Source organism: uncultured Polaribacter sp. (assembly GCF_947500975.1).
Lineage (GTDB): Bacteria > Bacteroidota > Bacteroidia > Flavobacteriales > Flavobacteriaceae > Polaribacter.
The window spans coordinates 249,056-270,311 of the sequence record NZ_CANMUE010000001.1 but is presented as its reverse complement, the minus strand read 5'-3'; the positions used below and the strand labels follow the sequence as shown (position 1 = coordinate 270,311).

Sequence of the window (21,256 nt, the reverse complement as noted above, 5' to 3'; positions counted from 1 at the left end):
TAAAAACTAAAAACTAAAAACTAAAAACAATTAATAAGTAACATAATCTACTATTTCTAAGCCATAACCAATCATACCAACTCTTTTAGTTTGTTGTGTATTTGTAATTAAGTTTAATTTACTAATGTTTAAATCATGTAAAATTTGAGCACCAATTCCAAAATCTCTTTGATCCATTGTTATTGGTGGCGCTTTTAAAATTCCTTTTTCTTGTTGTTCTTTTAAAACAGACAATCTACTTAATAAATTTTTAGATTGATTTTGTTGATTGATAAATAAAATGGCTCCTTTACCATTTTCATTTATCACTTGAAACATTTGATCTAGTTTCTTGTCAGCATTATTTGTTAAAGTTCCTAAAATATCATTATTTACTAATGTAGAGTTTATTCTTGTCAAAATAGCTTCATCTTGCGTCCAAGAACCTTTTGTTAAAGCAATATGTACTTGATTATTTGTTGTTTGTTGATAAGCTCTTAATCTAAAAGTTCCAAAACGAGTATCTAAGTCAAAATCTTCTTTCTTTTCTATTAAAGAATCATGTTCCATTCTGTACGCAACCAAATCTTCAATAGAAACAATTTTTATATCGAATTTTTCAGCAACTTTTAAAAGTTGTGGTAAACGAGCCATTGTACCATCATCATTCATAATTTCTACAATTACACCAGCGGGTTGTAAACCAGCTAAACGTGCAAAATCTATGGCAGCTTCAGTATGTCCAGTTCTTCTTAAAACTCCACCTTCTTTCGCTTTTAAAGGAAAAATATGGCCTGGTCTAGCCAAATCAAAAGGTTTAGTTTCACTATCAATTAAAGCGTTAATTGTTAAAGCTCTATCAGATGCAGAAATACCAGTAGTAACACCCTTACCACGTAAATCTACAGATACTGTAAAAGCAGTTTCCATAGGATCTGTGTTGTTGTTAACCATCATTCCTAATTCTAATTCTTTACAACGGTTTTCTGTTAATGGCGCACAAATTAATCCACGGCCATGGGTTGCCATAAAATTGATCATTTCTGGAGTTACTTTTTCAGCGGCAGCTAAAAAATCGCCTTCATTTTCACGATTTTCATCATCAACAACAATAATTACTTTACCATTTCTGATATCATTTATAGCTTCTTCTATTGTGTTTAATTGTGATTGTTTTTTTGTAGAAATTGATGTCATATCTTACTGCCTTTTTTTGGGCATTAATTTTTTGAATAAATTTGTAACTGGCTGTATAAAAGAATTAAAATTAAAAATTCCTTTATCTTTTGTTGCTCTTCTTGTTAATAAAATAGCCACTGGTGTCATAATAATTGCAGAAATCCAAGAGCCTAAAAATGAGCTTATTGTGCTTTCTTCTGCTAGGTTTTTACCAAAAGTATTAGCAAAGAAATAGAGTACATAAACTGCAATTGCTAAAATCATTGGCAAACCAAAACCTCCTTTTCTTATAATAGAACCTAAAGGAGCTCCAATAAAAAAGAGGATAATACAGGATAAAGAAAAAGCAACTCTATTATAATATTCGGTATCATAAAAGTTTAATATTTTCCTTTTCCATTTTATAGAAGTACTATTATTTTTTAATGTTGTTAATGTTCTACCAGTTTTAGTAGCTGCCGCATTTAAAATGGATATTTTTTCATCCAATTCAAAGTTCTCTAAAATATTTTTATCTAAATTTTTTAATTTTAAAGAATCTGAATATTCATATAAAGTTTTGGCAGAAGTACTAAAAAAAATATTATTAGCTCTTATACTTAGTTTTTCATCATAAGCCGTTTTTAACTTAGGAATTGTGTCTCCAATTTCTTTTAAAGTATACATCATTGGATATCCTTTTGTTTTTGTAGTGTCAATTTCTGAACCTAAACCACCAATATCAATATTAAATTCATATTCTTTAAAAGTAGCATTTGATGCTGCCATTCTTTTTTTCTTGGCTAATGTTCTTGCAGATTTTACATGCTCTTCATAATAATTTCCATTATATAAAATTAAGGTCATGTATCTACTACCTTCTTCCGAAACAATTTTACCACTTTCAGCTGTAATAACCTTTTGATTTCCTTTTCTACTGGTTAAATCGTAAATTAAAACTTTCTTTAAAAGATTGTCATTCTCACCATATTTTTCATCAAATTTAATTTGATAACCAGGCATATCAGCATTAAAACTTCCAGGAATTAGAGCCATTGCTGGTTGTTTTTTCTTTATATTATTTTTTAAATTTACTTGTTCATATACAGCATAAGGATAAATATTATTTAAAAAAAGAAAATTTATTCCGCTTAGTAGAATTGCTAAAATTCCAATTGGTCTTATTAACCTTTGTAATGATACTCCTGCAGATTTTGCAGCGGCAAACTCGTAGTTTTCGCCTAAATTTCCTAAAGCCATTATTGATGATAATAACACTCCTATTGGAAGTGCTTGAGGAATGATCATCAAAGTAGTGTAAAATAAAAATTTTAAAATAAAAATAAGGCTAATACCTTTACCAGCTATATTTTCAAAAGCTTGCCATAAACCCTGCATAACCAAAACAAATAGTACTATTAGAAAAGTAGCTATAAAGGGTTTTAAGAAACTTTTTAAGATGTATTTATCTAAAATTTTCATATTGAAAACAAAAATAGCATCTTAATTATAAAGATGCTATTAATTTCATGTTAATTGAATATTTTTAATCTATTGAGTAATTTTGGCTTAAGTATTTTTGCTTATCAAATTTAAAAAAGTTTTCCGATAAAACTTCATTACTCTTAAAAGTTGTTATGGTAAAAGTAGTTTTTGAACCATTTGAACCAGTTTGAATCAACTTGTAAATATGTTTTGTTTTTGCATCAATCGCTAATTCAACTTTAACAATATCGGTTTCACTATTAATGGGATTTAATGTTATAAATTGAATTTTTCTACCATTTAAGTTCTTCAATTTTCCCATTTCAAAATTATATCCTTCTTTATAAAAAGTTAATAATTTTGAAGGATAAATAAAACCATCATCGCCTTCTAAATCTCCATCTGTTATAGAAATTTCTTTTTCATCGTTATTAATAACATATAGTTTATTGCCATCGTAAATAAATTTATTTCCTAAATAGTTTAAACTATATTTTTCTCCTTGCAAATTTATTTCCCCTCTAATAGGTGGCTCATCGCCTTCTTTTATGCCAGCTTCAATATTACTTAATGTTTGGCTAAAACCAATATACATATTTTTATAAGCTCCCATTTTACTTGAAACTTCATCTAATAAAGATTTTGCTTTTTCTGAACTTTGAGAAAAAGTAATTGTTGATATAAATAAACCTAAAAATAAGATTGTTAATTTTTTCATTTTATTATTTCTTTTCGTTTTCTAATAATTGTTCTAAAGCAACTAAATCTGTAACTAATACTTGTCTTGCTTTGCTACCTTCAAATCCGCCAACTATACCTGCAGCTTCTAGTTGATCTATTAATCTACCGGCTCTATTATAACCTAATTTTAATTTTCTTTGTAATAAAGATGCAGAACCTTGTTGTGCTACTACAATAATTTCTGCAGCATCTTTAAATAATTTGTCTCTATCTGATATATCAATATCAATACTTGTGCCACTTTCATCATCTACATATTCTGGTAGTAAATGTGCATCTGTATATGCTTTTTGAGATCCAATAAAATCAGTAATTTTTTCTACTTCTGGTGTATCCACAAACGCACATTGAATTCTGTTTATTTCATTTCCATTTGTGTATAATAAATCTCCACGTCCAATTAATTGATCTGCTCCACCAGCATCTAAAATTGTTCTCGAATCAATTTTAGATGTTACTCTAAATGCAATTCTTGCAGGAAAATTAGCCTTAATAATACCTGTAATTACATTTACAGAAGGTCTTTGTGTTGCTACAATTAAATGAATACCTATTGCTCTTGCAAGTTGTGCTAAACGTGCTATAGGTGTTTCCACTTCTTTACCTGCAGTCATAATTAAATCGGCAAATTCATCAATAACCAAAACAATATAAGGTAAAAATTGATGCCCATCATTAGGGTTTAATTTACGTTGTTTAAACTTTGTATTATATTCTTTTATGTTTCTAACCATAGCATTTTTCAACAAATCATATCTGTTGTCCATTTCTATACATAAAGAATTTAAAGTATGAACTACTTTTGTAGTATCTGTAATTATAGCATCTTCAGCATCTGGTAATTTTGCTAAATAATGACGTTCAATTTTATTAAATAAAGTTAATTCTACTTTTTTAGGATCTACCAAAACAAACTTAACTTCTGCTGGATGTTTTTTATATAAAAGTGATGTTAAAACTGCATTTAATCCAACAGATTTTCCTTGTCCGGTTGCACCTGCCATTAATAAGTGGGGCATTTTTGCTAAATCAACTACAAAAGTTTCATTAGAAATTGTTTTACCTAAAGCAATTGGCAATTCCATTTGAGATTCTTGAAATTTCTTTGATGAAATTGCAGAATGCATAGAAACAATAGTAGATTTTTTATTAGGTACCTCTATACCAATAGTACCTTTACCAGGTATTGGTGCAATAATTCTAATTCCTAGAGCTGATAAAGAAAGAGCAATATCATCTTCTAAATTTTTAATTTTAGAAATTCTAATTCCAGCTTCTGGCACAATTTCATATAAAGTAATTGTTGGTCCAACAGTTGCTTTTATTTCAGCAATACCAATTTTATAATTTTTAAGCGTTTCTACAATTCTGTCTTTATTTTGTTCTAATTCATTAGGATCAACAGAAATACTTTCATTGTATTGTTTTAATAAATTAAAAGTAGGAAACTTAAAGTTTGATAATTCTAGAGTAGGGTCAAACTCACCAAAATCTTTTAAAATTTTATCGGATAAATTTTCTGTTGCATGTTCTTCTTCTTCAACTTTTTCAACATCAATTTCAACAATATCTTCAACTTTAGTAACTTGTTCAACTTTTAATTCAGGTTCAAGTGTTTGCTCAACTTTTAAAGAAATTTCATCTTTTTTGTTAACATCAGAATGTTTTGATATAGTAGGTTGTAAATTTTCTAAAGATAATTCAAATTCAGATTTTTCTTTTTGATCTAAAGTTATCGATTTAGGTTTTTCATCAACGTCTTTATTTTCAGCACTTGCAACTGCTTTTTCAGTAACAGAAAGTTCTTCACCTTCTAAGAGTTGTTCTCTTCTTTTTATTCTTTTTTGTTTTATTTTTTCTATAAAAGTATCAAAAGTAACTTTATAACGTATAACTAAATAGGTTATAAGTAAAAATATGAGAAGAATTACTAAACCAGTTTTTCCTATAAATGCTTGTAAAAAATCATTTACTTCAAAACCTATTATCCCTGATAATAATGCATATTTTTTGTGAAGAAAACCAAATGAAATTGATATCCATAAAATGGCAAGTAAATTCCAGTTCCACGAAACTATAATTTTAGATAGTTTTTTTTGAAGTAGAATATAAGTTCCAGTTAAAAGTATTTGAAACGAAATTAAAAAAGCGCCAATTCCAAAGCCTTTATAGATAAAAAAATTACTTAAACTTGCGCCAATTTTACCTAATAAATTTTCACTTTTTACAGTTTTAACAGTTAATTTGGTAAGTATACTTTGGTCTTCTTGCCAACTAAAGAAAAAGGAAAGAAAAGCAATACATAAAAAAACAGAAAACAATATTAAAAAAGTTCCTAATATTGTTTTTGCTTGTCTAGTTTTAAAAAAACTAAAAACATTAGTTTTGTTTTCGCTTTTATCTGAGGTTTTATTGGTGCTTATTATCTTTTTTGCCATTAAAATTTTGAATACTTTTTAAAAAAGTAAATATACATATTTGCTTAAAATAACACTGCAATCTTAGGAACATAAATAATACTAGCAATTATTAAAGATGTAAATGCAGCAAAACTGGGTATTCCTGCTGCTATATCTTTAATTAAACCTATTTTTTCATGATAATCTGGATGAATAAAATCTGCAATTTCTTCAATAGCAGTATTTGCAGCTTCAGCTACTAAAACTAAACCAATTACCAATGTTTGTAATGCCCATTCAGAGTTAGAAATGTTAAAATAGAATCCTAAAATTGTAGCAATTAATCCAAAAAACATTTGTGCTTTAATACTGTCTTCAGTAGTCATTAAAATCCACATTCCTTTAAGAGCAAATTTTATACTTTTAAATCTACCTCTTAAATAACCATCATTTGGATTTTTCATTTTATATAGCTTTTAAAGCAGCCTCATAATTTGGTTCATCAACAATTTCAGAAACTTGTTCAGTATATGCAACTTTGCCATCTTCATTTATAACAACAATTGCTCTAGAGTGTAGGTGCGCTAATGGCCCATCAGTAATTTCTAATTGATATTCTTTTCCAAAACTACCCGTTGTAAAGTCAGATAACATTACCACATTTTCAATGCCTTCTGCACCGCAAAAACGTGCTTGAGCAAAAGGTAAATCTTTTGATATACATAATACAACTGTATTTTCTAATGAAGAAGCTTTTTTGTTAAATTCTCTAACAGAAGTTGCGCAAGTTCCAGTATCTACACTAGGAAAAATATTTAAAATCACTTTTTTACCAGTAAAATCTGATAATTTTTTTTGCGATAAATCTACTGCTGTTAAGGTAAAATTAGGAGCTGTTTCTCCATTTTGTGGTAAAGAACCAATTGTATTTATTGCATTTCCTTTTAGGGTGATATTTGCCATTTTCTTTAAATTTATTTTAAATTCAAAAATAACTAAAAAAAGAAAACTAAATACTAAAATAAAGAGTTTTATTAAGTTTAAAATAAACTTTGTTTTGTGTAAATAAAGTATTTTTAAAGTTAAAGGAAATCTGCTTTTTACTATTCTTAATTTGTACTTTTGTCGCTTTAAATTAGATAAGTGAATCTTACTCAATATACATCAGAATTTAAATATAATTGGCAATTAGCAGCACCCGTAATGTTAGGTATGCTTGGGCATACTTTTGTTAGTTTTATTGATAATATTATGGTTGGACAATTAGGAACTGCAGAGTTGGCAGCAGTTTCTTTAGGGAATAGTTTTATGTTTATTGCGATGTCTATTGGTATTGGTTTTTCTACTGCAATAACACCTTTAATTGCTGAAGCAGATTCGTCAGATAATTTAAAACAAGCAAGATCTACGTATAAAAACGGTTTGTTTTTATGTTCAACTTTGGGTATTTTATTATTTTTAATGGTTTTTGCTGCTAAACCTTTAATGTATTTAATGAAACAGCCTGAAGAAGTTGTAGAATTAGCAATTCCTTATTTAGATTTGGTTGCTTTTTCTTTAATTCCATTAGTAATTTTTCAGGCAATTAAACAGTTTAGTGATGGTATGTCTATGACAAAATATCCAATGTATGCAACTTTAATAGCAAATATTGTAAATGTTATTTTAAACTATATTTTAATTTTTGGAAAATTTGGTTTTCCAGAAATGGGTATAGTTGGAGCCGCTTATGGTACCTTAATTTCTAGAATAATTATGGTCATTTATTTATGGTTATTGTTAAAAAATAAAGAGCGATCTAAAAGAATTGTAACTAGCATTAAATTTTTTGATTTAGATGTTTTAATGATAAAAAAGATCATTAATTTAGGGTCTTTAAGTTCGATGCAAATGTTTTTTGAAGTGGCTATTTTTACGGCAGCAATTTGGTTAAGTGGTTTGTTGGGTAAAAATCCTCAAGCAGCAAATCAAATAGCTTTAAACCTATCTTCTATGACATTTATGGTTGCAATGGGATTAAGCGTGGCGTCTATGATAAGGGTTGGAAATCAAAAAGGATTACAAAGCTTTAAAGAATTAAGGAGAATAGCATTTTCAATATTTTTATTTGGATTAATTTTAGCCACAATATTTGCAGCTTTATTTTTTATTTTTCATAAAATACTACCCAATATTTATGTTGACTTAAATGATACTGAAAATTATACAGATAATATTGAGGTAGTTTCTATTGCTTCAAATTTATTATTAGCAGCTGCGTTTTTCCAAATTTCTGATAGTATTCAGGTAATGGTATTAGGGGCTTTACGTGGCTTACAAGACGTTAAAATTCCTACTGTATTAACATTTATTTCTTATTGGGTTGTAGGTTTTCCTGTATCTTATTTTTTAGGAAAAGAAGATATGTATGGTAGTTTTGGAATTTGGTTAGGTTTACTTGCCGGTTTAACAACAGCATCAGTTTTATTATTTATCAGGTTTAATTCATTAACTTTAAAACTGATTAGAGAAAAACAATAATAATTATAAAAAAATAAAATAGGTAGAAGCCTATTGTAAAAAATAACAAAATGAATTTACCTAAGTTTTTATTAGCAGATAACAGTAATTTTCCTAAAGATGTTTTTGTATTGCACACAGAATTTCCTCGTTTTATGATTAATTTAAAAGATGATGAAATTGAATGGTTTGAAGATTTAACAGGAGAAAGTGAAGAAGATATTGCTACGGAATTGGCTGATTTAATGGATAAAGCAGGTGAGTTTTATGATGAAGAAATGAAACAATATGAGTAAGTAAAATAAGATGTTTTTTTATGTAAGAAAATGATTATAAAATATGATTTAATAGTTTAAAATTCGTGTTTTTAAGTAAATTTTACACATAAAAAACTTCCATATTTCTTAAACAAAAAAACCTCACGTTTAGTGAGGTTTTTTTGTAGTATTTACAGAAATTAATTTTTTACTGCTGGTTCTTTAATGTTTAATTTAGTCATTACTAGTTTTGTAATGTCATACTTTTCATCAATATAAGCAAAATCGTTTCCGGTAGTTGTAAGTATTTGTGTATATCCATTTTCTTTTACAACAGAACTAATAGCATCATTAAGCATTTTATATAATGGTCTCATTAATTCATTTTGTTTTAATTGCATTAACTTGTTACCATTTTCTTGATATTGTTGTATATCTTTTTCCATGGCTGTTAACTCTTGAATGGTTGTTTTTTTAAGTAAAGGTCCCATTTCTTTTTCTTTCTTTTTAAAGTCATCAACTTTTGCTTGAAATTCACTCATTTTAATTGAAAAAGAAGAGTCTAATTTTGCGCCATATTTTTGAGTTCTTTCAATAACAGTTTTTGCCTCAGGCATTAAATTAATAATATAATCGTTATTAATAGTACCAACCTTAGTTTGTGCAATTGAAATAGTGCTGATAAAAGTAATAAAAAGAATTGTAATTTTTGATTTCATGTTTTTGTTTTAGTTTTACAAAGATAAAAAAGCGATTGATTTACAAAAATTAACATTTGTTAATTTACGTTAATTTTATCAGAAATTTGTATTATAATTTGATTAATATCTGTTTGATAATCAAACCAAAGAGTCTCTGTATCTTTTTTAAACCAAGTAAGTTGTCTTTTTGCAAAACGTCTAGTGTTTTTTTTGATTTCAGAAATTGCAAATTCTTTTGTAAAAGTGTTCTCAAAGAAAGAAAACAACTCTCTATAACCAACAGTTTGTAGGGCATTTAATTTTTTATGTGAATGTAGCTTTTTGGCCTCTTCTAATAAACCATTTTTAATCATTAAATCTACACGTTTATTAATTCTATTGTAAATAATTTCTCTATCAGCATTTAATCCAATTTTTATAGATTTAAAATTTCTAGGAGTTTTTGGTTTATTTTTAAAAGTAGAGTAGGGAATGCCCGTTCCAATACAAATTTCTAAGGCTCTAGTTACTCTTTTGTGGTTGTCTATTGCAATTGTTTTGTAGGTTTCTATGTCTAATTCTTTTAATTTTTCTTGAAGATACTCTAATCCTTTTTCTTCTAATTCTTTAATTAATTGTTCTCTAATTTTAACATCAACTTCTGGAAAATAATCTAAACCTTTTAAAACTGCATCTACATACAAACCAGAACCTCCAACCATAATTTGTATAGCGTTTTTTTTAAATAATTTATCTAATTTAGCTAATGCATCTCTTTCAAATTGTCCAACGTTATAATCTTCATGAATACTTCTATTTTGAATAAAATGATGTTGAGCAGCTGCTAATTCATCTGCATCTGGCACAGCAGTTCCAATAGCCATTTCTTTATAAAACTGTCTTGAATCACAAGAAATAATATCAGCTTTAAAATGATTAGCAAGTTTAATACTTAATGCCGTTTTACCAATTGCTGTAGGACCAACAATGGTTATTAAAATATTCTGATTTTCTTTTATCATGGATTTAAAGTAGCACCACAATTATAACAGAATTCTGCTTTTTCTTTGTGATTTTCTTTTAAACAATTTGGACAAGACTGTGTATTTGTATCTGTTTTAGAATTGGTATTTGCAATTTCTGAACTTACAATACCAGTTGGAATTGCAATTATACCATAACCTAAAATCATAATAATACTAGCAATTAATTGCCCTAATGGAGTTTGCGGAATAATGTCTCCAAAACCAACAGTAGTTAACGTAACGATTGCCCAATAAATACTTTTTGGAATATTTGTAAAACCATTTTCTTCACCTTCTACCATGTACATTATGGTCCCTAAAATGATACAAACAATAATTACAAAAAATAAAAATACTGCAATTTTAGCTCTACTTGCTTTTAAGGCTAATATTAATTTATTGGAAGCGCCAATATATCTTACTAATTTTAAAATTCTGAAAACCCTTAGTAATCTTAGTGCTCTTAAAGCAGCAAAATGATGTGAGCCAACAAAAACAAATGATAGGTATTTTGGTATTGTTGAAAGTAGATCTATAACACCATAAAAACTTAAAATATATTTTAAAGGTTTTTTTATAGATATTATTCTTAAAATATATTCTATAGAAAAAAGTATTGTTATTATCCATTCAGAAATGTTTAAAAAAGTATGATATTTATTATCAAAACTCTCAATACTTTCTAACATCACTAAAATAATACTTGCTATAATAGCAATTAAAAGGATTACATCAAAAAGTTTACCTTCTTTAGTATCTGCCTCATAAATAATTTCATGAAGCCGTTGTTTCCAAGAATGTTTTTTAGGTGAATTTTCCACGTTAAAATTAAATTTCTAATACAATACTACAAATATTTACCGAGTTTATAATTTTTTTTCTACTGTTTTTCTCTTTATTTATAGGGATATATGAAAAAAAATAAAGTTTTTTATTTTTTCTAAAATCATATTTTTTACTTAGTGTAATAAATGTTTATTTATCGGGTGCATATTAATTAGAAAAAAGATATCATTAAAAAATAAATTTTATGAACAATTTTATTTTAACAACATTAAAGTTAGCATTATTTAAAATAACAAGAGGTTAAAATTCGTTTTTCAATATTCCATTCACACATTCATCCAAAGTATTTTTGTAACAATGATTTTCTATAGTCAAACTTATTATGTTTTTTTTTGAGTTTTTGTTGTTTAAGTACGATATCAAGTTAGGTCTTTAATACTGTTTTTGTATTTGTAAACTCTTAGCGTAAATGTTTTTTTAAAGTTTAGCTACATCTTTTTTAGGTAACGATTTACGTTTTTTTTTTACTATTTTAGTTTCTTCTTTGATTCTAGTACATATAGGGCCTCTCTGGTTGTATTTTTTAATCCACTGCTTAATAGTAGTTGGGTTAATTTCGAAGAGTTTTTTAAGTGGTGATTTGTTTAGCTTTTCTCATCTAAGTTCTTCTAAAGTTTTGAGTTTAAAAGGTTCTGAATATTCTTTAATTACGTTGTTTTTTTGTGTATTATGTTTATAATTAAGTAATGTTTTTTTTGGATGAATCATATAAATAAAATGTTGTTATTTTTTTAATATGAAAAAGTGCAATTTTAAATTTTTATAACCAAATTAACTATTAAGGATATTATTGTTTAATTAATTTATTAAAATTTTAATGTATTGTTTCATTATGTCATAAAATATTTATAATTATGCAACTAATATTAATTAAAACTTAAACTAATCATGAAAAAAAATTATTTACTATTACTAACTTTCCTCGTAAGTATTTTGGGTTTTTCCCAAACCAGCCCCGAAAAGAATTACAAAACAAATGAAATTATTGTTTTACTAAAACCTGAAGCGTTTGCTAATAAAACAATAAATTTAAGTTCAAAACGATCAGCAAAAGAATTAATTGGACTTGAACAGTTTGATAAAGTCAGTCAAAAAGTCAAAGCTACTGAAGTTAATTACACTTTAAAACAAAGTTTTAAATACCCTAAAAAAGCTAAAAAACTTGGGCTTGATAGATTTGTAACAATTAAAATATCAGAGAATTCTGATATTGAATCTATTATGAAAGAATATCAAAGCCTTGATAATGTTGAGCTAGTAGAACCTAACTACATTACCAAAGCTGAAATAGCTCCAAACGATCCTTTATATTATAGACAATGGGCTGCAAATAACACTGGAAACGCAAGATTAATAGATGAAGGTACTACTGTAGGTACTCCAGGTGCTGATTTAAACTTAGAGGAAGCTTGGGACATTCATACAGGAAAAACCAACAATCCTGTAATTATAGCTATTTTAGATACTGGAGTAGAAGGAACACATCCTGAATTCAGTGATAGAATGGTTGAAGGCTACAATTATATAGAAGGTAACACCGATACTACTGATTTTCATGGGCACGGAACACAATGTGCTGGAATCGCTGCTGCTGATGGTAATAATGGTATTGGTATAGCTGGTGTAAATTGGGGGGCTAAAATTATGCCCATTAAAGTACTAGGTGATGACGGTAAAGGAAAGACTGGTTCTACTGCTAATGGTATAATGTTTGCTGTAGATAATGGTGCTGATGTTATTTCTATGAGTTTAAGTTCATCTATACAATCAACTCTAACAAAAAATGCAATCGAATATGCTTATGAAGCTAATGTACCAGCTTTTGCAGCAAGAGGTAATCAAAATAGTACGGAAGCTAGATATCCAGCCTCAAATCCTAGAACAATCGCTGTTGGAGCTCTTAGCCCTTGTAATACTAGAAAATCACCAACCTCTTGTGATGGCGAAGAATGGTGGGGGTCTAATTATGGTGGAGGGCCAGATGCTATGGATTTTCTAGCACCTGGAGTCAAAATCTACACAACCTACCTACAAAAAGATAATGATTTAGCTCAATATAAATTTAATTATAATGGTACATCAGCTGCAACTCCTTATGCAGCAGGTATAGCATCATTAATGAAATCAATGGATCCCTCTCTTTCGATTGATGAAATTAGAACTATTATGAGAAATACTGCTGTAGATATAGGAAGCAGTGGTTATGATGATGAAACTGGTTTTGGAAGATTAGATGCAGCAGCAGCCTTAAGAGCTGTTGGAGGCACTACAGAACCTACACCTACAGCATGTGGCACTACAATAAGCAGCTATCCTTACAACCAAGGTTTTGAATCTGGTACTGGCTGGACCCAAGTATCTACAGACGATGGAGATTGGTCTAGAACTTCTGGAAGTACACCATCGGCAAGTACAGGGCCAACAGAAGCTGCTGAAGGATCATATTACCACTTTTTAGAAGCTTCTACTAATGATAGCACTGGAGAAATAGGGAGTAATGCTACCGCAATATTAGAAAGCCCTTGCTTTAACCTTTCTAATAAATCTTCAGCAACTTTTTCGTTTAAAAACCACATGTATGGAGATAACATAGGAACACTAGTTGTTCAAGTTTCAAGTAATGAAGGTCAAAGTTGGTCTCAATTATGGAGCAACACAGGAGATCAAGGTAACCAATGGAATACTATAAATGTAAATTTAAACGACTACATAGGAAACACCGTTAAAATAAGAATTGTAGGTACCACAGGAAGTGGATGGAGGAGTGATATTGCTATTGATGATTTATCTGTAACTACAGGTACCAATACTCCTGTAGGGTGTAGCAATGTTGTTATAGCTTCTGATGATTTTGAGTCTGGTTGGGGTATTTGGAACGATGGCGGATCTGATGCAAGAAGAAATGTGAAAGATGCACCATATTCAAATGGATCTTATTCAATTAGGTTGAGAGATAATACTGAAACCTCTGTAATGACTACAGATAATTTAAATCTTTCTTCATTTGAAGAGATCAATGTTAGTTTCTCTTATTATACAAGAAGTATGGATAATGCCAATGAAGATTTTTGGTTACAAATCTCTGATGATGGTGGTGCTACTTTTACTACGCTTGAAGAGTGGAATCTTACAGATGAATTTGTAAACAATACGTTCTATTCATTTTCTGTTGAAATAACTGGAGATTTTTCAGCAACCACCAAATTTAGATTTAGATGTGACGCTTCTGGAAACTCTGATTGGGTATATATTGATGATGTTGAAATAAGTGGTTGTACTACAGGAACGAACTCTGCCAGTCAAGACGCTACAATAGATGATGTAACTACAACTAGCACAATAACTGCTACAGCAAGTGAAATTACAGAACCTAATTTAGCCGATATAAAAATTTACCCAAATCCTGTGGTGAATATATTGAGGTTAACTAATATTACCTCAAAAACCAACTTAATATTATTAAATGTAAATGGTCAAGTTGTATACAGTGGTACAGGAGTTGATAAAATAGATGTGTCTAATTTAAAATCAGGTATATATATACTTAAAGTTTCAAATGAATTTGAAAGTAAAGCACATAAAATACTAAAAAATTAATCTAAAAAATCAAAAGATTTATTATTAAAAAAGAGGCTATCTGTACAGGTAGCCTCTTTTGATTTAAAAATATACTAGTAGTGTAAATTATTACACTTAAAAATTAATAGAACAACTAAATAATTGATTGGAATTTTAACATTTAACAAACAACAACACATTAACTCTAAAGCCAATCTACAAGAATATGTTTTCTAAAGAAGTGATAAAAAACACAAACTAACAAAAGGAAAAATTACTCTCTTAGTTACTAATAAGATTCTAATAAAAATAACACAAAATACAATTATTATTAAAGGTGTTTTATTTGGAATGCTTTCCGTAGTTTTTTCAAATATTTAATTATATTCTTCATTAAACTTACCAATCAATAGTATTCATATGATAACCATCTAACCCAAATTTATCTATATAATTACTATTTTAATTCTATATAAGATCGAAAAAAAACTGCAGATCATTTTAATTTTTACTATCAAAACTATTTACTAAAACAAAAACATTAGCTTACTATAAATAAAAAAAACATGATTCTCGTCTAATACAACCTATATTAAAGAAACTATTAAAAAAAGATATTATATTTTTTATATTAAATTAACTCTTTGAATTATTATTACTAATAATTTTAGTAAAAATTCTAATGTATTGTTTTATTTTATCATAAAATATTTATAATTATGCAACTAATATTAATTAAAACTTAAACTAATCATGAAAAAAAATTATTTACTATTACTAACTTTCCTCGTAAGTATTTTGGGTTTTTCCCAAACCAGCCCCGAAAAGAATTACAAAACAAATGAAATTATTGTTTTACTAAAACCTGAAGCGATTGCTAGTAAAACAATAAATTTAAGTTCAAAACGATCAGCAAAAGAATTAATTGGACTTGAACAGTTTGATAAAGTCAGTCAGAAAGTCAAAGCTTCTGAAGTAAAACACACTTTTAAACAAAATTTTAAATACCCTAAAAAAGCCAAAGCAAACAATTTAGATAGATATATTACAGTTAACATTCCAGAAAACTCTAATATTGAATCTATCATGAAAGAATATCAAAGTCTTGACAATGTTGAATTGGTAGAGTTTAGCTATATTGCTGAACTAGATATAGCTCCAAACGACCCTTTATACGATAAACAATGGGGTGCAAACAATATCGGAAATACAATAATAAAATCTGATGGTAGCCGAGTTGGTATAGCAGGTTCTGACATGAATTTAGAGGCAGCTTGGGACATACACACAGGTGAAAATAACTCAATAACTGTAGCTGTTATAGATACAGGAGTAGACGCAACACACCCTGAATTCAGAGGCAGAATGGTTCCTGGTTATGACTTTGCTTATAACGACGACGACCCTTCTGATGTGAATGGACACGGAACAGCTTGCGCTGGATTGATTGCTGCTCAAGGAAATAATGGCATTGGTATTGCTGGTGTAAATTGGGGCGCTAAGATTATGCCTATAAAAGTATTTTATGATGATCTAAGTGGCGCAGGTAATATTCCTGGAGCTATCTCTTGGGCCGTAAACAATGGTGCTGATGTTATTTCTATGAGCTTAGGAACTGGTAATTCTACTCATTTACAGGATGCAGTTAAATACGCTTATGATTCTGATGTATTAATATTTGCATCAAGAGGTAATAACAATAACACAACGCTTCGTTACCCAGCATCCTACTCTACAGTAATCGCCGTTGGAGCTCTTAGCCCTTGTAATACTAGAACATCACCAACTTCTTGCGAAGGTGACACTAATTGGGGGTCCAGTTATGGTGGAGGACAAGATAGTATGGATTTTCTTGCTCCAGGAATCAGAATTGCTACCACAGATATTGTAGGTTCTAATGGCTATAGTTTAGACGAATATTTTCTTGGGTATGGAGGTACATCAGCCGCATGCCCTAATGCAGCGGGTATAGGTTCACTAATTAAATCACTAAATCCTTCTCTTTCTGTTGATCAAATTAGAACTATCATGAGAAATACTGCTGTAGATATAGGAAGTAGTGGTTATGATGATGAAACTGGTTTTGGAAGGTTAGATGCAGCAGCAGCTTTAAGAGCTGCTGGAGGCACTACAGAACCTACACCTACACCTACACCTACAGGTTGTAGCACTACAATAAGCAGCTATCCTTACAACCAAGGTTTTGAATCTGGTACTGGCTGGACCCAAGTATCTACAGATGATGGAGATTGGTCTAGAACTTCTGGAAGTACACCATCTGCAAATACTGGACCAACATCTGCTGACGAAGGATCATATTACCACTTCTTAGAAGCTTCTACTAATGGTAGTACTGGAGAAATAGGGAGTAATGCTACCGCAATATTAGAAAGCCCTTGCTTTAACTTTTCTAATAAATCTTCAGCAACTTTTTCGTTTAAAAACCACATGTATGGAGATAACATAGGAACACTAGTTGTTCAAGTTTCAAGTAATGAAGGTCAAAGTTGGTCTCAATTATGGAGCAACACAGGAGATCAAGGTAACCAATGGAATACTATAAATGTAAATTTAAACGACTACATAGGAAACACCGTTAAAATAAGAATTGTAGGTACCACAGGAAGTGGATGGAGGAGTGATATTGCTATTGATGATTTATCTGTAACTACAGGTACCAATACTCCTGTAGGGTGTAGCAATGTTGTTATAGCTTCTGATGATTTTGAGTCTGGTTGGGGTATTTGGAACGATGGCGGATCTGATGCAAGAAGAAATGTGAAACATGCACCATATTCAAATGGATCTTATTCAATTAGGTTGAGAGATAATACTGAAACCTCTGTAATGACTACAGATAATTTAAATCTTTCTTCATTTGAAGAGATCAATATAAGTTTTTCTTATTATACAAGAAGTATGGATAATGCCAATGAAGATTTTTGGTTACAAATCTCTGATGATGGTGGTGCCACTTTTACTACGCTTGAAGAGTGGAATCTTACAGATGAATTTGTAAACAATACGTTCTATTCTGATTCTGTTGAAATAACTGGAGATTTTTCAGCAACCACCAAATTTAGATTTAGATGTGACGCTTCTGGAAACTCTGATTGGGTATATATTGATGATGTTGAAATAAGTGGTTGTACTACAGGAACGAACTCTGCCAGTCAAGACGCTACAATAGATGATGTAACTACAACTAGCACAATAACTGCTAGTGCAAGTGAAATTACAGAACCTAATTTAGCCGATATAAAAATTTACCCAAATCCTGTGGTGAATATATTGAGGTTAACTAATATTACCTCAAAAACCAACTTAATATTATTAAATGTAAATGGTCAAGTTGTATACAGTGGTACAGGAGTTGATAAAATAGACGTGTCTAATTTAAAATCAGGTATATATATACTTAAAGTTTCAAATGAATTTGAAAGTAAAGCACATAAAATACTAAAAAATTAATCTAAAAAATCAAAAGATTTATTATTAAAAAAGAGGCTATCTGTAAAGGGTAGCCTCTTTTTGGTTAAAAAGTATTGCTGTAAGTTTGGTTGTTAAGGTGTATTAGTATTATAATTTAGGTTTTAAAGTGTGTAAAAACAAGTTTTTACATTATAGTTGTTAGTACTTCAGTCATATAGTTTTAATTTATTTTACGCTTTTAATTGATATAATGTGTTTTTTTAATAAAGGCTAAAATGTGGTTGAAGGTTATTATAAATATTGACAGTTTTTTTGACTATCTTCTTTGCTAATTTAGTTAGTGTTTTAATTGTTTGTTTTAAACCATAGTCTTGTAAACTTTTTTCTTTTTTAACTCTATCTCTTTTACTAATGTTTTGGGTAATGACTTTTTTTAAGATATCACTCCTGTAATGAGTTTCATATCAGCGATAATAACCTGTTAAAAGTCTTTTTAGAACTCAAGTTCTTCAATCTTTTTTTTAACTTTTTTATTTCATCGTTTTTACTCATTTCAGTATTTTTTTGAAACTTGATTATTGGAAATCTGACCGCTGAATATTTGGTCAACGACGAATAATTTAAGCTCTAAAGTTACTTTTTCATAGGTTTTTTTTCGCCAGGGCTCTTTTTGTGTTTTCATAAGTGACTATAATTAATTGTTTAATTTTTAGTCAACCTTTTTCAGGAAAATACAAACAAGTAAAGAGGTGTAACTTTGGTGCGTATTAATTATTTATGTAATGCTTTGCCTTACAGCTATTTAGAAATAATAAAGATTAAAAAAATAAGTATTTGTAATTTATGTTCTTTTAACAGAAAATAAAATGAAAAAATATTTAAGTTTGCAAAAATTGTAAAAAGATGAAACATAAAATCATATTGCTTTTTATTTTTACTTTCGGTATCAATACTTTTGGGCAAGATTTAAAAGGACGAGTTTTAGATCAATTTAATGAACCTTTGGTTAATGTTTACATAGTAAGTATAAGTAAAGATTCTAATACTCATACAAATGAAAATGGGCATTTTACACTACAAAAAATAGCAGTAAACAATATAATTGAAGTTAGTATTTTAGGGTTTGAAAAAAAGACCATAAAATTAACAAAAGAGCATTTAGATAATGGTATAATAATTACTCTTGAAACCAAAGTATTTCAATTAGAAGAACTGGTTTTACATAAAGAAATAAATGTATTGCAAACGATTGCAAGAGTAGATTTACAATTAAACCCTGTAAATAACTCTCAAGAAATTTTAAGAAAAGTACCAGGTTTATTTATTGGGCAACATGCAGGAGGAGGAAAGGCTGAGCAAATTTTTTTAAGAGGTTTTGATATAGATCATGGAACAGATATTACACTTTCTGTAGATGGTATGCCAATAAACATGGTTTCTCATGCACATGGTCAAGGATATTCAGATTTACATTTTGTAATACCGGAAACTATCAATAAAATTGATTTTGGTAAAGGACCTTTTTATGTAAATCAAGGTGATTTTAATACTGCAGGTTATGTAAATTATTCAACAAAAACTAATATCAATAAAAATTTGATTTCAGTTGGTTATGGAGATTTTAATTCTTTAAGAGCGGTTGGTATATTTAACCTTTTAGATAATAGTAAACTTGACGATGCATATGTTGCTGTTGAATATATAGAAACTGATGGCGCTTTTGAGTCTCCTCAAAATTTTAATAGATTAAATGTATTTGCAAAGTACAATACTTTTTTAAATGGAAAAGATAGATTAACATTTACTGCTTCACATTTTACAAGTAGTTGGGATGCATCAGGACAAATACCTGTTAGAGAAGTAGAAAATGGTAATATTACTCGTTTTGGAGCAATTGATGATACCGAAGGGGGCTATACTTCAAGAACAAATTTGAATGTTCAGTTAAACAAAACTTTAATTGATGAATCTATTTTTAAAGCAAATGTTTTTTATTCAAAATATGATTTTGAATTGTTTTCTAATTTCACTTTCTTTTTAGAAGACGCAATAAATGGAGATCAAATAAGACAGTTTGAAGATAGAGATATTTTTGGAATAAACGCAAAAATTATCAATACTAAAAAGTATAAAAATGTTGAAGCTAAATATACAAAAGGAATTGGCTTTCGTTACGATTTAATTGCTGATAATCAGTTGTCAAGAACTAAAAATAGATTAGAATTATTAGAAATAATTCAGTTTGGTGATGTAAAACAAATCAATTTGTATACCTTTTTTAATTCAGAGTTTAAAATAGGAAAATTTAAAATTTCACCAGCTCTACGTTTAGATTATTTTAAGTTTTTATATACTGATAATTTAAGTTCAACTTTTGAAACTTTATCAGAAACAAAAGCAATTGTAAATCCGAAGTTGAACTTTTTGTACACCCAGAATGGTGATTTACAATGGTTTTTAAAATCAGGAATTGGATTTCATTCCAACGATGCAAGAGTTGTTTTACAGCAAAATGCCAATAAAATTTTGCCAAGAGCTTACGGTTTAGATTTTGGAAGTATATGGAAGCCAACCAAGAATTTAGTCTTAAATACAACAGCTTGGTACTTGTTTTCTGAAGAAGAGTTTGTATATGTTGGTGATGCGGGTATTGTAGAACCATCAGGGAAATCTGAACGTTTTGGATTAGATTTAGGATTAAGATATCAGTTTTCTGATAATATTTTTTTTGATACAGATGCTACACTTACAAGGGCAAGAAGTATAGAAAACATTGTAGGTGAAAATTATATTCCTTTAGCTCCAAGTTTTACAATTTCTGGGGGATTATCTTTTTCTGATTTAGGAAATTTTTCAGGGGGATTTCGTTATAGATATTTAGCGGATAGACCTGCAAATCAATATAATACTATTGTTGCAGAAGGTTATTTAGTAAGCGATTTAAATATTAATTATACATTGAAGGATGTTGTTTTTGGTATTTCTGTAGAAAACATTTTTGATGTTTCTTGGAACGAAACACAATTTGCAACAGAAAGTAGATTACAAAATGAATTAAATTCAGTAGAAGAAATACATTTTACACCAGGAACACCCTTTTTTTGCAAAAGCAACCATCACATATCAATTTTAATAATGTTATATAAAATTAGAAAACTATTTTTAGCATCAAATTTAAATCGGTAGTAAAAAAAATG

The 21,256-nt window shown here is 28.8% G+C and carries 14 protein-coding genes; 5 read left to right on the top strand and 9 right to left on the bottom strand.

All coding sequences use genetic code 11. From position 1 onward, the window contains the following. Positions 1-30 precede the first annotated feature (30 nt). From ribB to tpx, 6 genes are all read right to left on the bottom strand, one after another. Positions 31-1,176: a 3,4-dihydroxy-2-butanone-4-phosphate synthase gene (gene ribB, locus Q0733_RS01170; RefSeq protein ID WP_298777920.1), complete on the bottom strand. Its 1,146-nt coding sequence runs from the start codon at positions 1,174-1,176 to the stop codon at positions 31-33. Between the two features lie 3 nt (positions 1,177-1,179). After that, positions 1,180-2,619, bottom strand: a complete 1,440-nt coding sequence (locus Q0733_RS01165) for an LptF/LptG family permease (RefSeq protein ID WP_298777918.1) — start codon at positions 2,617-2,619, stop codon at positions 1,180-1,182. Between the two features lie 64 nt (positions 2,620-2,683). Continuing rightward, the gene (locus Q0733_RS01160) at positions 2,684-3,340 is read right to left on the bottom strand and encodes an outer membrane lipoprotein carrier protein LolA (protein WP_298777915.1); all 657 of its coding nucleotides are present in this window, start codon (positions 3,338-3,340) and stop codon (positions 2,684-2,686) included. 4 nt (positions 3,341-3,344) lie between these two features. Beyond that, a complete protein-coding gene (locus Q0733_RS01155) occupies positions 3,345-5,801 on the bottom strand; it encodes a DNA translocase FtsK (protein ID WP_298777913.1) in 2,457 nt (818 codons plus the stop codon). Between the two features lie 44 nt (positions 5,802-5,845). Beyond that, entirely contained in the window at positions 5,846-6,226 is a 381-nt protein-coding gene (locus tag Q0733_RS01150; protein WP_298777911.1) for a diacylglycerol kinase family protein, read from the bottom strand. Between the two features lies 1 nt (position 6,227). Beyond that, the gene (gene tpx / locus Q0733_RS01145) at positions 6,228-6,725 is read right to left on the bottom strand and encodes a thiol peroxidase (protein WP_298777909.1); all 498 of its coding nucleotides are present in this window, start codon (positions 6,723-6,725) and stop codon (positions 6,228-6,230) included. Positions 6,726-6,905: 180 nt separating this feature from the next. On the opposite strand from tpx, the gene Q0733_RS01140 reads away from it, so the two are divergent. Next, positions 6,906-8,282, top strand: a complete 1,377-nt coding sequence (locus tag Q0733_RS01140; RefSeq protein ID WP_298777907.1) for an MATE family efflux transporter — start codon at positions 6,906-6,908, stop codon at positions 8,280-8,282. A gap of 50 nt (positions 8,283-8,332) precedes the next feature. Further along, positions 8,333-8,557 carry a hypothetical protein gene (locus Q0733_RS01135; RefSeq protein WP_298777905.1) on the top strand — a complete coding sequence of 75 codons (225 nt, stop codon included), beginning with the start codon at positions 8,333-8,335 and terminating at the stop codon, positions 8,555-8,557. A gap of 161 nt (positions 8,558-8,718) precedes the next feature. Here the strand turns inward: Q0733_RS01135 and Q0733_RS01130 are convergent, their stop codons facing one another. Genes Q0733_RS01130 through Q0733_RS01120 form a run of 3 tightly spaced genes read right to left on the bottom strand, consistent with a single transcriptional unit; the run spans position 8,719 to position 11,044 of the window. Continuing rightward, on the bottom strand, positions 8,719-9,237 hold the full coding sequence (locus Q0733_RS01130; protein WP_298777902.1) for an OmpH family outer membrane protein: 519 nt from the start codon (positions 9,235-9,237) through the stop codon (positions 8,719-8,721). A gap of 59 nt (positions 9,238-9,296) precedes the next feature. Beyond that, a complete protein-coding gene (gene miaA, locus Q0733_RS01125; RefSeq protein WP_298777900.1) occupies positions 9,297-10,220 on the bottom strand; it encodes a tRNA (adenosine(37)-N6)-dimethylallyltransferase MiaA in 924 nt (307 codons plus the stop codon). After that, complete coding sequence (locus tag Q0733_RS01120; RefSeq protein ID WP_298777898.1) at positions 10,217-11,044, bottom strand: ion transporter; 828 nt, start codon at positions 11,042-11,044, stop codon at positions 10,217-10,219. The genes miaA and Q0733_RS01120 overlap by 4 nt, the downstream gene beginning before the upstream one ends. A 913-nt stretch (positions 11,045-11,957) precedes the next feature. On the opposite strand from Q0733_RS01120, the gene Q0733_RS01115 reads away from it, so the two are divergent. The 3 genes from Q0733_RS01115 to Q0733_RS01105 all read left to right on the top strand — a co-directional run bounded on the left by Q0733_RS01115 (position 11,958) and on the right by Q0733_RS01105 (position 21,245). Next, complete coding sequence (locus tag Q0733_RS01115; RefSeq protein WP_298777896.1) at positions 11,958-14,666, top strand: S8 family serine peptidase; 2,709 nt, start codon at positions 11,958-11,960, stop codon at positions 14,664-14,666. A gap of 714 nt (positions 14,667-15,380) precedes the next feature. Next, entirely contained in the window at positions 15,381-18,098 is a 2,718-nt protein-coding gene (locus Q0733_RS01110) for a S8 family serine peptidase (RefSeq protein ID WP_298777893.1), read from the top strand. Between the two features lie 864 nt (positions 18,099-18,962). Then, positions 18,963-21,245 (top strand): TonB-dependent receptor plug domain-containing protein, encoded by a 2,283-nt coding sequence (locus Q0733_RS01105; RefSeq protein ID WP_298777890.1) that lies wholly within the window; start codon positions 18,963-18,965, stop codon positions 21,243-21,245. The last annotated feature ends 11 nt before the right edge of the window (positions 21,246-21,256 follow it).

Bases quoted from the DNA above. Each gene is read 5' to 3' on its own strand.
- Q0733_RS01155 (WP_298777913.1), bottom strand. From the start codon at position 5,801: ATGGCAAAAAAGATAATAAGCACCAATAAAACCTCAGATAAAAGCGAA.
- Q0733_RS01130 (WP_298777902.1), bottom strand. From the start codon at position 9,237: ATGAAATCAAAAATTACAATTCTTTTTATTACTTTTATCAGCACTATT.
- Q0733_RS01110 (WP_298777893.1), top strand. From the start codon at position 15,381: ATGAAAAAAAATTATTTACTATTACTAACTTTCCTCGTAAGTATTTTG.
- Q0733_RS01150 (WP_298777911.1), bottom strand. From the start codon at position 6,226: ATGAAAAATCCAAATGATGGTTATTTAAGAGGTAGATTTAAAAGTATA.
- miaA (WP_298777900.1), bottom strand. From the start codon at position 10,220: ATGATAAAAGAAAATCAGAATATTTTAATAACCATTGTTGGTCCTACA.
- Q0733_RS01160 (WP_298777915.1), bottom strand. From the start codon at position 3,340: ATGAAAAAATTAACAATCTTATTTTTAGGTTTATTTATATCAACAATT.
- Q0733_RS01105 (WP_298777890.1), top strand. From the start codon at position 18,963: ATGAAACATAAAATCATATTGCTTTTTATTTTTACTTTCGGTATCAAT.
- tpx (WP_298777909.1), bottom strand. From the start codon at position 6,725: ATGGCAAATATCACCCTAAAAGGAAATGCAATAAATACAATTGGTTCT.
- Q0733_RS01165 (WP_298777918.1), bottom strand. From the start codon at position 2,619: ATGAAAATTTTAGATAAATACATCTTAAAAAGTTTCTTAAAACCCTTT.
- ribB (WP_298777920.1), bottom strand. From the start codon at position 1,176: ATGACATCAATTTCTACAAAAAAACAATCACAATTAAACACAATAGAA.
- Q0733_RS01115 (WP_298777896.1), top strand. From the start codon at position 11,958: ATGAAAAAAAATTATTTACTATTACTAACTTTCCTCGTAAGTATTTTG.
- Q0733_RS01135 (WP_298777905.1), top strand. From the start codon at position 8,333: ATGAATTTACCTAAGTTTTTATTAGCAGATAACAGTAATTTTCCTAAA.